This is a genomic window from Clostridium sp. AF02-29 (genome assembly GCF_934835585.1).
GTDB lineage: Bacteria > Bacillota > Clostridia > Lachnospirales > Lachnospiraceae > Otoolea > Otoolea fessa.
Genome location: NZ_CAKVZK010000029.1, coordinates 1 through 13948, shown reverse-complemented (window position 1 = coordinate 13948; position 13948 = coordinate 1). Strand labels below are relative to the sequence as shown.

Below are 13948 nucleotides of genomic sequence, written 5' to 3'. Positions count from 1 at the left end.
GTAGATTTACAGATCATAAGCGATTTCATGGCTTTTTATTATTTTCCAGATTATAGATTCCAAAAGTGCCTACCCTTGAACATCTTAATTCCAGAACTCTGTCTTACCTTCCAGCCCGATACTCTCAGCCTTGAAGCACGGATTCTTGCCTTCCTTTTTCTGCGCCTGGTAATCGTCCAGACATTTGAGCGCTGTATTTCCCAGAATCACGATAACCGGCAGGTTGATGATCGCCATGATACCCATGAGGACATCCGCGAGATCCCATACCAGACCGAACTGGAGCTGTGCGCCGATGAAGACAACTACCACCGCAAACAGGCGGAACACGTTCATTTCTTTGTTTTTCAGCGTACGGCGTGCGATGTAGTTGAGACATCCCTCACAGTAGAACAGGTTGCCGAGCAGTGTCGTAAATGCAAATAAAAGAAGTGCAAATGTAATGAAATACGGTCCAATCACGCCAAATACCGTTCCCAAAGATTCCTGTACGAACGGAGCGCCTTTCAGTTCTTCGGACGGAACGATACCGGTGCAGAGGCACATCATCGCTGTTGCCGTACAGATGAGGATTGTATCGATAAAGACGGAAAGCATCTGTACCAGTCCCTGCTTAACCGGATGGCTGACATTAGCTGCTGCCGCCGCGTTCGGTGCAGAACCAACACCCGCCTCGTTGGAATACAGACCCCTCTTGATTCCCTGCATCATGGCAGAACCTGCGAATCCGCCGAAGATCGCCTTGAAATCAAAGGCATTGGAGAAAATATTGACAAACACTTCCGGTAGTCTTCCGATGTTTAAGAACATGACCGCAACTGCCATCAGGATGTAGAAAACGCCCATAAACGGAACCAGCACACCGGTAATGCGGACAATCTGTTTTCCGCCGCCCATGATACAGATGCCGACCAGAATCGCCAGAATGGCGCCGCCGATCATCGGAACCAGGCTCTTGTCCCCCATCATAAACTGATGGTAAAAACCGTAATTCGACATACTGTCAATCAGGTTAAAGGACGCCAGCATATTGAAACCGCCAGCATAAGTAGCAATCAGGGCAATCGCGAAGATAACACCCAGCGCACGGTTCTTCAGCGCCGCCTCGATATAGTAAGACGGACCGCCATAGCTTCCGCCGGACGCGTCGCGCTTCTTATAAATCTGCGCCAGTGTGCTCTCGATAAATGCCGATGCGCCGCCCACAATCGCAATCAACCACATCCAGAACACCGCGCCGTAACCGCCAATCGCGATCGCATTGGCTACACCTACGATATTGCCTGTGCCTACACGGCTCGCCGTCGATACCATCAACGCCTGAAATGCGGATACGGAGTTGCTGTCCGTCTTCTCTCCGACTACCCGGATTGATTCCGGAAGCAGACGGAGCTGTACGAAACGGCTTCGGAGTGTGAAATACAGTCCGACCGCCAGCAGCATGATAATCAGCAGATAACTGTACATGACGTTGCTGATCACACCAACGAGTGATGCAAATCCTTCTAACATAAAGTTTCCCCCTTTTCATTTGTATGTAAATAGAAAAAAGAGCCGCTGCCGAATAAAGACGCCCTCTGGTATCTGCATTCGGCAACAGCCCCCTTAAATGATTTGAGCAAAACGGTAAGCCGGGTTATGTCGTTGAATGGTCATCTATCTAGTCCTGCTGTCGCCAGCAGGCTCAAGCGACCTACCCGAGAGCAGACGGGCCGCCTTGCGCTCTCTGTTCGGTCTTGCTTCGGATGGGGTTTACATGTGCCCCGGCTGTTACCAGCCGGGCGGTAGTCTCTTACACTGCCCTTCCACCCTTACCCGGTAAACCGGGCGGTACATTTCTGTTGCACTATCCTTGGAGTCGCCTCCACCAGACGTTATCTGGCATCCTGCCCTGTGAAGCCCGGACTTTCCTCACCTGCAGCCTTTCGGTTCTGCAGCCGCGACCATCTGTCTTACTCAAAACATTCTAACTTTACCATATTTTCAGGCATTTGTCCAGTCAATCATACTTTAAAACAGCTTCCACCGATAAATTCGCGCACAATCGAATTGTGCGGCACCTGTTCGCTGCTGACACCCAGAAAATAATCGAGAAATTTGAGCAGCCGCTTCGCCTCGTTGTACTCCGCCGAATCACGCGGAACACTATATAAGATCGGCTCCGCATACTGTTTGAGCACCGAAAGCTCATATAAAAACGCAGAGTTGAACATCGCATCCGCCTCTTCCTGATACGGGAAAATATTCCGCTCCTCGCCCCGGCGTACGGAATCCCACATCCGGATCGTGTCCTGTGCCGACGCACCGCGCGTTCTCGCATCACGGACCATCCGCCGGATTAGACGTCCGTCCGTCGTCGGAACTCGGTTGTGATCGTCGATATTTAACTGGGTCAGCGCACTGATATAGATCTTAAATTTCTTATCACGCGGCAGTGAATACGACAAATCATCATTCAGGCAGTGGATTCCCTCAATGACCAGAATATCCTCCGCCCCAAGCTGCAAGAAATCGCCCTTATATTCGCGCTCGCCCTTGACAAAGTTGTAAACCGGCAGTTCCACGCGTTTTCCCGCCAGAAGTTCTTCCATATCTTCATTAAACTGTTTCACATCGATGCAGTTTAATGCCTCATAATCGTAATTTCCATTTTCATCCCGCGGGCTGTCCACACGGTTGACAAAATAATTGTCCACCGCGATCGGATGCGGTTTCATTCCCAGCGCGCCGAGCTGAATCGACAGACGGTGTGAAAAGGTCGTTTTTCCCGAAGAGGACGGTCCTGCAATCATGATCAGTTTGCGTCCGCTCTCATAAATCTGCTCCGCAATATCTCCGATCTTCTTTTCCTGCAGCGCCTCCTGCATCAGGATCAGGTCGTTCATGCGCCCCCGCGCGATCGTATCGTTGAGTGTTCCCACGTCAAACACACCGAGCTTGTGACCGAGCTTTTCCGCCTCCTGCTGGACATCAAACAATTTTTTCTGCGGATGGAACGGCTGAATCGCCTTCGGCTGCTTCTTGTTCGGCAGACGCAGGATAAATCCTTCCTCGTACATCTGTAAATCAAAATATTTGAGATACCGGGTGCTCATGACCATATATCCGTAGAAATAGTCGTCATAATCGCCGAGCCGGTAAACATTGACCCGCGACGCCCTCCGGTAATTGAACAAACGCGCCTTGTCATACATGCCCTGCTCCTGGAAATGATCCATCGCCTCATCCGTATTTTCACTCCGTTTCTGCAGCGGCAGATCCTGCTCAGACAGGCGCTTCATCTCCGCTTTCACACGGTCTAACAGCTCCTGGCTGAGTGTTACCCCGCCTTCCACCTCCACATACAGACCATTTTCAACAGAAAAGCAGACCGTGATATTTTTCACATTTTCCCTGCCTGCCACATCCTGAAAGGCTTTCATCATCAGAAAGACGGCACTTCTCTGATATGCCAGATAGCCAGCCGTATCTGCCGCTGTGATAAATTCCATCTGGCAGTCCTTCTGCAGTGTTTTATGCAGCTCCCGCAACCGTCCATTTACCGAGACCAGAAGAATATCATTCTCGTAATTCTTCTGATATTCCTCCGCAATCTCCGCGTAGGCGGTTCCCTGCGGATATGTTTTTATCTCACTCCCAATCCGTACCTCCGGCATGTAATCCCCTCCCTAAACAATCTGGATTGGAAACGCCGGTTTCTCCCGCACAACCTTCACGGCATCACCCAGCTTCCTCATCAGATATTTCTCCATAAATTCTGTAAAAATGTGTTCAATTCCATAATGTCCGGCGTCAATGACCGCCATGCCCTGTGCAACCGCGTCGATTCCTTCATGGTGGCTGATATCTCCTGTGATATAAACCTGCGCCCCGGCTGCCAGTGCCTCTCCCATCGTGCTTCCTCCTGCGCCCGGGCAGACCGCCGCTTTCTGAATCACTGCCTCACCGTCCAGCTCACCGAAGACCGCCGCATACGGCAGGCCAAATGCCTCCTTGACCTGCTCGGCAGCTGCCCGCAACGTCATCGGCTGTTCGAATCGTCCAGTGCATCCGATTCCGTAGGAAGTGCCGTCTCCGGTCTCTCCCATTTTCTCTAAAACTTCACAATCCGTCAGTCCCAGCTTCTTTGCCGCCAGATCTGCCATGCAGCCCGGCGCTGCGTCGAAATTCGTGTGCATCGCATAGTAGGAAATATCATCCTGAATCATCCGCAGGACTCTTCTGCCGATGAAATTCTGATCGGACACCTGCTTGATTCCTTTGAAAATAAGCGGATGGTGCGTCAAAATCATATCCGCCCCCGCCTGCTCTGCCTGCTCAATCACAGAATCTGTGGCGTCCACCGCCAGAAAGATCGTCTTCACTTCCTTCCCGCTGCGCCCCGCTAAAAGCCCCGGATTGTCCCAGTCACATGCCATGCTGCGCGGCGAAAGTGTTTCCAGGATCTTGATAATCTCACTGCATTTCATGTCTCGTCTCCTCTATCAGCGCCAGATAGGCGGTCAGTTCGTTGATGCGCGCTGCTCGGCGGCTGATCGCCGTCTCTCCCGCTTCACTGGCTTCTAAAGTTTCCTTCTTGTTCTGGGCATCATTTTCTGTCAGCCCTGCCAGCACCTGCCGCGTCATCTTCTCTTCTTTCTCCAGATACGCAAGCAGCACCGGATCTTTCTTCCGGATCAAATCGGCTCCAAAACGGTAATCCTGCTCTCTCCCCGGCCGCATCGTGCCTCGCGCCGCTTCTATCACTATGTAATATTTTCCCTCGTCCGTCAGCATCGCTTCCCGGAGAATCGAAAATCCCTGTTCTTCCAGAAAATAACGTACTTCGTCCTGCTCCGACTGCGGCGACAGAATCAGGCGTTCTTTTCCCTCGCTCCAATTCTCCCACACATGGCGTCCCTGTTCCAGAATCCGGCAGGTCAGTTTTCCGCCCATTCCGGCGATCACAACTGTGTCTGCCTCGCCTGCCTTCAATTTTGCCAGTCCGTCTGACAGGCGCAGTTCAATTTTCCCGGAAAGCCCCACCTCTTCCACGTGTTCTTCCGCCCGCTCCAGTGGGCCTTTCCGCACATCCATCGCCAATGCCGACGGGCACACGCCCTTCTGCACCAGCCAGATCGGCACATAACCGTGATCGGTGCCGATATCTGCTACCCGGCTGCCCGGCTGTACAAAAGAAGCGATCCGTTCCAGACGCTTCGAGAGTTTTACTTCTGTCCGCATGATTTATTCTCCTGTGTTCTACTTTTTATTTCTTCTTTCCAGATCATTCATCCAGATAATCCTTCAATTTTTTGCTCCGGCTCGGATGGCGCAGCTTCCGCAGCGCTTTCGCTTCGATCTGGCGGATCCGCTCGCGGGTGACATTGAACTGCCGTCCTACCTCTTCGAGCGTGCGCGGTCTGCCGTCGTCCAGGCCAAAGCGCAGACGCAGTACCTTCTGCTCCCGCTCGGTCAGCGTATCGAGCACTTCCATGAGCTGTTCATGCAGCAATGTATAGGTTGCCGCATCGACCGGAACCTGCACATGATCGTCCTGAATGAAATCGCCCAGATGACTGTCTTCCTCCTCGCCGATCGGTGTCTCCAGGGAAACCGGATCCTGTGAAATCTTCATGATCTCCCGCACACGCTCAACCGGCATCTCCATCTTTTCCGCGATCTCCTCCGGGGTAGGTTCCCGTCCAAGTTCCTGTAAAAGCTGTCTGGAAGTCCGGATCAGACGGTTGATCGTCTCCACCATGTGAACCGGAATCCGGATCGTCCGCGCCTGATCCGCGATCGCGCGCGTGATCGCCTGACGGATCCACCAGGTTGCATAGGTGCTGAACTTAAATCCTTTTGAATAATCATATTTTTCAACCGCCTTGATAAGACCCAGATTTCCTTCCTGAATCAGGTCAAGGAACTGCATACCTCTGCCGACATAGCGCTTCGCAATGCTGACAACCAGGCGCAGATTCGCCTCCGCCAGACGTTTTCTGGCATTTTCATCTCCCAGCTCCATCCGCTTCGCCAGTTCAATCTCCTCTTCCGGGGAAAGCAGCGGCACTTTTCCGATCTCTTTCAGATACATCCGGACTGGATCATCGAGGCTGACGCCATCCGGGATGCTGAGATCCAGGTTGTCCACGTCGATCGGCTCCTCCTCCTCGCCGTCTTCAAAAAGTTCTGGCTCCATGTCCTCATCGTCATCCATCCGGAGAACGTCTACATGATGATTTTCCAGAAAATCATAGATCTGATCGAGCTGTTCCGGGCTCAGTATCTCACCATGGAAATAATTCAATATTTCTTTATTGTCCAGTACATTTTTCTTTGTTTTTGCCAATTCCAGAAGCTGTGTGAGTTTTTCTTCAAATGTAACTTTTTTTTCTTCCATAGTTCGTCCTTCCTTCCATCCTCAGAACCTGCCCGACCATTTCCAATTTTGTTACTGAACACGCATACGTGTCCAGTAACGGAATTTGCCGTGGCTTCGCATTTCAATACGGCAAATTCCTGCTGCCACCACGTTTTCTTACGGCACTTTCGGTTCCAAAAGTGCCTACCCGTGTACAGTAACCCAATTTTCCCAATCCGCAATCACTCCAACGTAATTACGAGCGAAGACAATCCCGCCTGTTCCCGTATGAGCCGCTGCAGCTCATTCAAATCCGACGCCCGCCGGATCTGATCGTCGAGGCTGTTCTTCTTGATCCGGCGCACCGTCTCCGCAAATGCCTTTTTCTGCTCCTCATTGTTTAAGGATTCTTCCAGACTTGCATTGAAAAGCGCCGCGACTTCTTTATAATTGCCCTCGTCGTCGATAAAGCGGTTCAAAATCGCCGCCGGATTGACATTTCCAGCTTCCAGACCCTCAAATACAGCTTTTGCCGCTTCTTTATAAAGTGGTTTTACAAAATCCTCCGGTCCGATGATGTCCTTGATCCGGGCATACAGCGATGGTTCTTCAATCAGCCATGTAAGAAGCAGGCGTTCTGAACGGCGGATGCCCTCGTCCTTCTCCTTCTTCCTGCCCACCGGTCTCACCGCCGGTCCCGCATTTCCCGGAAACTCTGCATTTCCAGCACCGCGGTTTTCCGCCACTGCCCCGGTACTGCCGACGCTTCCGCCTACCTCCCCGACGCCATACCGGCTTCCGAGCTGGTTGACCAGCCGCCGCAGATCTTCATAATTGATAAAGTATTCCCGCGAAACCGCCTGTATATAATTATCCCGCTCCAGCGCCTCGCCAAATTCAAGCAGCTTGCGCGCCGTCTGATTGTAAAATGCCGTCTTCTGCTCCGGATCTTCCATATCAAAGCCGGCTTTCAGCACATCGATCTCATAGAGAAAGCTGTTTCTAGCCGTCTCGATCCGCTTTTCAAACTCCTCTGCTCCCAGATTTTTCATAAATTCATCTGGATCCTTATACGGACGCATATTCAATACCTTGGTTGAAATTCCTGCCCGCTTGAGGATCGGAATCGCCCGCAGCGCCGCTTTGACGCCCGCGCCATCGCTGTCGTAGGTCAGAATGACCTGATCCGTATACCGCTTCAGAAGCGCCGCATGCTGCTCGGTCAGCGCCGTTCCCAGCGATGCGACCGCGTTCGTATACCCCGCCTGGTGCATGGAAATCACATCCATGTAGCCCTCGCAGAGCATCATATATTTCTTTCTCGAAGTACGCGCGTAATTAAGTCCGTATAGATTCCGGCTTTTGTCAAACAGCATCGTCTCCGGTGAGTTTAAGTATTTCGGTTCCCCATCCCCGAGGACACGTCCGCCAAACCCGATCACCCGGCTGTTGACATCCATGATCGGAAACATGACACGATTCCAGAACTTGTCCCTGGCGCCGCGCTCCTCGATCGTCACCAGCCCCGTATCCTTTAAAAGCTCGTCCTCATAGCCCTTGCTTTTCAGATACCGGTACAGATCGTCGCTGATTTTATTGGAAAATCCCAGTCCGAACCGCCGGATCGTCTCATCCGTCAGCTTCCGCTTTACCAGATAATCATATCCTATCTTTCCCTGCGGCTGCTTGAGCTGGTAATAAAAATAATTGGCTGCCAGCTTATTGATCTCCAGAAGCGCCGCCTTGCGGTCCGCCTTCGCCTTTGCCTCTTTAGAATATTCCATCTTCGGCAGTTTCACGCCTGAACGGTCCGCCAGCATCTCAACCGCCTCGCGGAATGAATAATTTTCATATTCCATCACAAACGTAATCACATTGCCGCTGACACCGCAGCCAAAGCAGTGGTACATCTGCTTGGACGGTGACACCGAAAAGGATGGCGATTTCTCATGATGAAACGGGCAGAGTCCAAACAGGTTGCTTCCCTTCTTCTGCAGCTTCACGTATCCGGAAATCACATCCACAATGTCGCTACGCATTCTGACTTCCTCGATTACCTCTTCCGGATAATACATTTCTTCCTCCTTATACGCTCCAGGCTTTCGGAATAAACAATTCCTTAAACCGGTCAATCGCGTAAATATCTGTCATACCCGCGATATAATCGCATACCGCGCGCTCTTTCGTCTCATTTCTTATCTCCATAATCCGGTGGGATTCTTCCGGAAGTTCCTCCGGATGCGCCATATAATATCCATACAGCATCTCTATCATCTGCTGTGCGCGCCCTTCCTCCGCTTTCGCAATCCCGTCATGGTAGACATGGTCAAACATCCAGCGGCGCAGCCCGTGCATCGCCTCCTCGCGTTCCGGTGACATCGCCACCTCCGGCTTGTCCTGGCTGTGCTCGATGATGTCGTGGATCATGATATTCAGCCGCTCATGCACACTGTTCCCCAGAATGTCCGTGTACTCCCGCGGCAAATCCTCTTCCTTCATGATCTTTCCCCGGATCGCATCATCTATATCATGGTTTATGTAGGCAATTTTATCTGAAAGCCGCACAACATTCCCTTCCAGCGTCGCCGGATGACCGCTCGTCCGGTGGTTCAGGATCCCGTTGCGAACCTCCCAGGTCAGGTTCAGCCCCTGCCCCTTCTGCTCCAGCACCTCCACAATACGGACACTCTGCTGATAATGCGCGAACCCCTCGCTGCAGAGCCGGTTGAGCACCGCCTCCCCCGAATGACCAAACGGCGTATGTCCCAGATCGTGCCCCAGCGCGATCGCCTCCGCCAGAGACTCATTCAGCCGCAGCGCTTTTGCGATCGTGCGCGCTATCTGCGATACTTCCAGCGTGTGCGTCAGGCGCGTCCGGTAATGGTCGCCCTCCGGCGCCAGAAAAACCTGCGTTTTCTGTTTCAGACGCCGGAACGATTTGCTGTGCAGAATACGGTCGCGATCGCGCTGATACTCTGGCCGGATGTCGCAGAGCGGTTCTTTCCGCTCCCGGCCCCGTGTATTCGCACTCAGCGACGCATACGGACTCAGGGTTTCCTGTTCCCATTTTTCGATCGTTTCTCTGATATTCATCCAGATCCCACCTTTATTCAGAATAATTTACGGAATAAATTCGAAAGTTCGCCCATTATCTTATAATAATATCATATTTTTGTAATTTGGGACAGAGGTTTTCCATGGATTTTTGATCTTTTTCTATTTTCTTTTTTTATTTTATGTGGAAAGAAGGGGAATTATGACTACTTATTTCCATCTATTGAACAAAGGGGCTTAGAATGAAAAAGAGAAGACATCTGTTCTTTTGAATACAGACATCCTCTCTTTACTATCATACATACAAAACGTAACGGCTGTCCCTGATGGACCTCATCTACATTTTATTTTCACTTATTATTTTTACTTATCCGCTTTTTCAAGCAGTTTCTTGATACCCTGAATTGCTACTAATACACCCAGGATTAACAGCAGCACTGCAAATACAAGCTGCAGTGTATTTCCCAGATCCAGACCGGTCGTCATAAATGCGTTTGTGAGCTTTATGATGGTCATGCTCAGTGCAGTAAAGGTAACTGCCATCATGAACAGCATCGGCACCCAGAGCATCCAGCCCTGACGCTTGGTTTTCTTTAAGAATACTGCACAAGCTACAAGAGCAAGTACCGATAACAGCTGGTTTGCAGAACCGAATAACGGCCAGATCTCTGCATAGCCGACCTTGGTAAGCAGGTATGCGAGTACCAGTGTGATGATGGTTGCAAAATATTTATTGGTTACTACTTTTACAAACGGGCTCATATTTTCCTCGTCTGTGTCCGAATCCATGAAAAATTCCTGGAACGACAGACGTCCTACTCGGGCAACCGAATCCAGGGAAGTCAGTGCAAATGCAGATACCGCCAGGTTGATTAATGTAAATACAAGCGAATGCGGCAGACCAACTACGGAAAGAAAGTTTGCGATCGCGCCTGCAAAAATCTGCGGCTGGGTGGTAAGTCCCTGTGCTGCTGCCTCGCCATCTGCAAAGGAAGCAACTGCAATCAGTGCGATGATAGCAAGCATACTCTCCATCAGCATTGCGCCAAACGAAACTGGAAGCATGTTCTTTTCATTTTTGATCTGTTTAGATGCAGTACCGGAAGATACCAGAGAATGGAAACCGGAAACTGCGCCACAAGCAATCGTTACAAATAAAATCGGGAACATATACTGTCCATTTACATTAAAGCTTGTAAACGGTTTCAAATTACATGCCGGATTGGCCACAAATACACCGATAACTGCACCGACGATCATAAAGATCAGCAGATAGCTGTTCAGATAATCACGCGGCTGAAGCAGCGCCCATACCGGAGCGACACTGGCAATCAGAATGTACACAAAGATAATAATATGCCAGGTTCCAAGATCGACATAGACCGGGAAATTCAGTCCCAGCGCGATCGCTGCCACCAGTAATAAGATAGCGACGGCTGTGTTGATCCATTTGTTGAATTTGGTATATTTGAGGAAATATCCAAGTGCAACTGCCTCGATGATAAATAACATAGAAGTAGTTGCAACGGCTCCATTTGCCGCTATCTTTGTGACAGCACCTGCCTCATCGACCGTAAATCCCTTAAATGTTCCCGCTACAACGTCTGCAAACGCTGCGACAACCAGAATACAGAACAGCCAGCAGAATAAAAGAAATAATTTCTTTCCTAATTTTCCAATGTACTCTTCGATGATGTATCCGATTGTACGACCCTTATTTTTGACAGACGCATACATGGATGCAAAATCCTGAACGGCGCCGAAAAATACGCCGCCGATTAAAATCCAAAGCAGGACCGGAAGCCAGCCAAAAATTGCCGCCTGGATCGGACCATTGATCGGACCCGCACCGGCGATCGACGCGAACTGATGACCAAACACAACGTTTGTATCAGCCGGTACATAATCGACACCGTCCTCCATCTCATATGCCGGAGTTTTGGCATTTGGATCGATGCCCCACTTATTCTGGAGATAACGCCCGTACAGGAGGTATGCTCCTCCCAGAACAACGATGGCGATTATCATCATCATTACTCCACTCATAGTTAAACCTCTTTCCTTTGTTTATTTATAAAAAAACGCCTCTGCTATCCAGTCGGATAACAAAGGCGGATTTTCTATCCAAACAGTTTTCCTGCTCCATCCAGTAACTCTCTGTATTCCCGTTCTTTTATTGCCATACTCATTGCATTTTATACCATATAAATTATACTCTTTTGAGCAGAAAATTCAATTAACGCTTTAAATATAATTTACAATTTCATTTATTGTTTTTTGTGCACCTTGCACTTCCTATTGTTTTTACAACGGGAAACTTCGCTCCAGACACAATGCCCCATACCCCACCCGCTCATTCGGATATACCGTCTCCCCCGGCAGACTCCGCGCCCCGCGGATGAGATATGCTTTCAGTTTCTCCCCATACAGATAGGGATCGTTCCCATTTACAATCCCCCATTGCATCATCAGAGCCGCCGATCCGGTCACAAATGGAGCAGCAAAGGAAGTTCCTGTCACCGCCTCATATCCGCCGCCTGCGCGGGCGGTGATGATATTTACACCAGGTGCCGCCAGCTCTGGTTTGATCGGATGCCCCAATCTTGCAAATCCACGACCGGAAAAATCTGCATACGCCTGCGTGGCGTCATCGTACGCCCCCACCGAGATCGCCCGGCTGGCGGTCGATGGGATTGTCAGCGTCGTGTCCGGCGATGCCGTCAAAAAACGTGTTTCTCTGTTCAGTGCCATGCCCGCTGGCAGCCACAGATCATACTGACCATCCCGTATTTCTTCTGGAATCAGACGGATTTTCCAGAGCCCGTCCTGAATGTAGCTTCCTTTTGGAATCAAATCCAGATAAATCTCCTGCGCCTGACTGTATGGACTCGGCATCCCATAATATAGAAGAATCTCTTCCGTCTCATAGGAAAGCCGCTGTGCTCCCAATGATTCCCGGATCACCCCGGTGCTGCTGCCGCCCGGGCTGAAAATTTCTACTGAAAACCGGTCCTGATACAATTTCCATAGCTGCACACCGAAGCCCGTCTGATATTCCCCCACTGCAAGCTCTATCTCCACCGCACGTCCCATCTGCAGAAATCCCGCCCGGTGTCCCATGCTGTATCCTTCATTTCCGGTTCCCACGATGATGGAAGTCCGCCCCCGCTCTGCCATCGAATTTAGATACGTCTCCAGCAGGCTGGTTCCGTCATGCGAACCGTATGTATTTCCAAAGCTCAGATTCACCGCCACCGGCATCCGCCATTCCTGTGCGATTCCCACCACATAGTCCAACGCCCGCATCAGCTCTGTTGTCCTGGGAAATGAATCCGCAAGCGGCGTTCCAAGCTTCACGACCAGAAGTTCACTCTCCCAGGCTACTCCCCGGTAGTGTCCGCCGCCCTCCCAGCCATTTCCGGCTGCAATCGCCGCAACTGCCGTCCCGTGCCCGCTCACATCCCGCGACTGGACGATCTCGTAAGCGCGTTCCCGGCTGCCCGCCTCCAATGCCCGGTTGAGCTCCTCCCGCGTATAAATCCGGTTCTGCTCCTGATCCCAGAGTGCGGCAATGCGCGTCGTTCCATCTGCGTTTCGAAAGTCCGGATGGAAATAATCGATTCCGGAGTCGATGATGGCAGTCAATGTGCCGCGACCACTTAAATCAGCATCTCTGCCATACACGTTTTGAGAGACTTGATTTCCGCTCTGCACCGGCGCAATACAGGTATCACGAATCGCCCGGTTCACCTCAAAATAAAGACGCTTCGGCTTTTCTATATACTCAACCTGTGATAATCCTGCCAGATCATCCACCTGCGATTCAGGAAGCCGCACAATCGCGTAGCCGCCGGAAAGTGGATAAATCTCCGCCTGCGGCAGCTGTTCCTGCAACTTTTCCACAGTTCCATTATATTGAATGATTAGTTCCCAGCGTTTCGTATTCTGGTCGTATCCCATCTGAAGTGCCGGGGACTTTTCCCGTTCCGCTTCTGTCGCATCCAAAGATAAGTTTAAAAGGTTTTCTTTTTTCTGGCTCTTGCCATTCACTAATTCACTCATTTTACAGTTTATGCTTATATGGCAAATCCCAGCATCATATTCTATCTATTTTTTTAACAAAACAAAACCCGGTACATCTCTGTACCGGGCTATCGATCATGCAGAAGAAGGGACTTGAACCCTCATGATGTTGCCATCACACGGACCTGAACCGTGCGCGTCTGCCAATTCCGCCACTTCTGCTCACTGCGGGAGATGGGACTTGAACCCACACGAGCATACACCCACAAGATCCTTAGTCTTGCCTGTCTGCCAATTCCAGCACTCCCGCTTACTGTTTTTCAATTTTCTCTGTCCGATGATTTTCTCACCGACAAAGAGTAGTATAGCACAATTTCATTTAAATTGCAAGCCTGTTTTCCGCAAATTTATACCTGAATTTATTGAATCAGAGTATAGCAAAAACCCGGCACATCTCTGTACCGGGCTATCAGTCATGCAGAAGAAGGGACTTGAACCCTCATGATGTTGCCATCACACGGACCTGAA

Annotated in this window: 9 protein-coding genes, 2 tRNA genes and 1 other RNA gene; all 12 read right to left on the bottom strand. The window is 50.6% G+C overall.

What is annotated here, in order from left to right; translation table 11 throughout:
* Nucleotides 1-84 precede the first annotated feature (84 nt).
* Nucleotides 85-1512 carry an alanine/glycine:cation symporter family protein gene (locus tag PUQ60_RS08340; RefSeq protein ID WP_118749390.1) on the bottom strand — a complete coding sequence of 476 codons (1428 nt, stop codon included), beginning with the start codon at nucleotides 1510-1512 and terminating at the stop codon, nucleotides 85-87.
* A gap of 99 nt (nucleotides 1513-1611) precedes the next feature.
* Nucleotides 1612-1959: RNase P RNA component class A (gene rnpB, locus PUQ60_RS08335), an RNA gene on the bottom strand.
* Between the two features lie 44 nt (nucleotides 1960-2003).
* Entirely contained in the window at nucleotides 2004-3656 is a 1653-nt protein-coding gene (locus tag PUQ60_RS08330; RefSeq protein ID WP_118523583.1) for a nucleoside kinase, read from the bottom strand.
* A 12-nt stretch (nucleotides 3657-3668) separates the two neighbouring features.
* Nucleotides 3669-4469, bottom strand: coding sequence for a Nif3-like dinuclear metal center hexameric protein (locus PUQ60_RS08325; RefSeq protein WP_118749388.1), 801 nt, complete (start codon nucleotides 4467-4469; stop codon nucleotides 3669-3671).
* Nucleotides 4456-5223, bottom strand: coding sequence for a class I SAM-dependent methyltransferase (locus PUQ60_RS08320; RefSeq protein ID WP_273381442.1), 768 nt, complete (start codon nucleotides 5221-5223; stop codon nucleotides 4456-4458). The genes PUQ60_RS08325 and PUQ60_RS08320 overlap by 14 nt, the downstream gene beginning before the upstream one ends.
* A gap of 43 nt (nucleotides 5224-5266) precedes the next feature.
* Nucleotides 5267-6382, bottom strand: a complete 1116-nt coding sequence (rpoD, locus tag PUQ60_RS08315) for an RNA polymerase sigma factor RpoD (RefSeq protein WP_022359694.1) — start codon at nucleotides 6380-6382, stop codon at nucleotides 5267-5269.
* A 203-nt stretch (nucleotides 6383-6585) separates the two neighbouring features.
* Entirely contained in the window at nucleotides 6586-8418 is a 1833-nt protein-coding gene (dnaG, locus tag PUQ60_RS08310) for a DNA primase (protein ID WP_273381258.1), read from the bottom strand.
* Nucleotides 8419-8428: 10 nt separating this feature from the next.
* Nucleotides 8429-9436, bottom strand: coding sequence for a deoxyguanosinetriphosphate triphosphohydrolase (locus PUQ60_RS08305; protein ID WP_117795145.1), 1008 nt, complete (start codon nucleotides 9434-9436; stop codon nucleotides 8429-8431).
* A 324-nt stretch (nucleotides 9437-9760) separates the two neighbouring features.
* Nucleotides 9761-11443, bottom strand: coding sequence for a carbon starvation protein A (locus PUQ60_RS08300; protein WP_022359691.1), 1683 nt, complete (start codon nucleotides 11441-11443; stop codon nucleotides 9761-9763).
* Between the two features lie 258 nt (nucleotides 11444-11701).
* The gene (locus tag PUQ60_RS08295) at nucleotides 11702-13459 is read right to left on the bottom strand and encodes a S8 family peptidase (RefSeq protein ID WP_273381255.1); all 1758 of its coding nucleotides are present in this window, start codon (nucleotides 13457-13459) and stop codon (nucleotides 11702-11704) included.
* 99 nt (nucleotides 13460-13558) lie between these two features.
* A tRNA-Leu gene (locus PUQ60_RS08290) sits at nucleotides 13559-13642 on the bottom strand.
* A 4-nt stretch (nucleotides 13643-13646) separates the two neighbouring features.
* Nucleotides 13647-13730, bottom strand: a tRNA-Leu gene (locus PUQ60_RS08285).
* Nucleotides 13731-13948: the final 218 nt, after the last annotated feature.

Coding starts and splice junctions, on each gene's coding strand:
- PUQ60_RS08340 (WP_118749390.1), bottom strand. CDS start 1,512: ATGTTAGAAGGATTTGCATCACTCGTTGGTGTGATCAGCAACGTCATG.
- PUQ60_RS08330 (WP_118523583.1), bottom strand. CDS start 3,656: ATGCCGGAGGTACGGATTGGGAGTGAGATAAAAACATATCCGCAGGGA.
- PUQ60_RS08325 (WP_118749388.1), bottom strand. CDS start 4,469: ATGAAATGCAGTGAGATTATCAAGATCCTGGAAACACTTTCGCCGCGC.
- PUQ60_RS08320 (WP_273381442.1), bottom strand. CDS start 5,223: ATGCGGACAGAAGTAAAACTCTCGAAGCGTCTGGAACGGATCGCTTCT.
- rpoD (WP_022359694.1), bottom strand. CDS start 6,382: ATGGAAGAAAAAAAAGTTACATTTGAAGAAAAACTCACACAGCTTCTG.
- dnaG (WP_273381258.1), bottom strand. CDS start 8,418: ATGTATTATCCGGAAGAGGTAATCGAGGAAGTCAGAATGCGTAGCGAC.
- PUQ60_RS08305 (WP_117795145.1), bottom strand. CDS start 9,436: ATGAATATCAGAGAAACGATCGAAAAATGGGAACAGGAAACCCTGAGT.
- PUQ60_RS08300 (WP_022359691.1), bottom strand. CDS start 11,443: ATGAGTGGAGTAATGATGATGATAATCGCCATCGTTGTTCTGGGAGGA.
- PUQ60_RS08295 (WP_273381255.1), bottom strand. CDS start 13,459: ATGAGTGAATTAGTGAATGGCAAGAGCCAGAAAAAAGAAAACCTTTTA.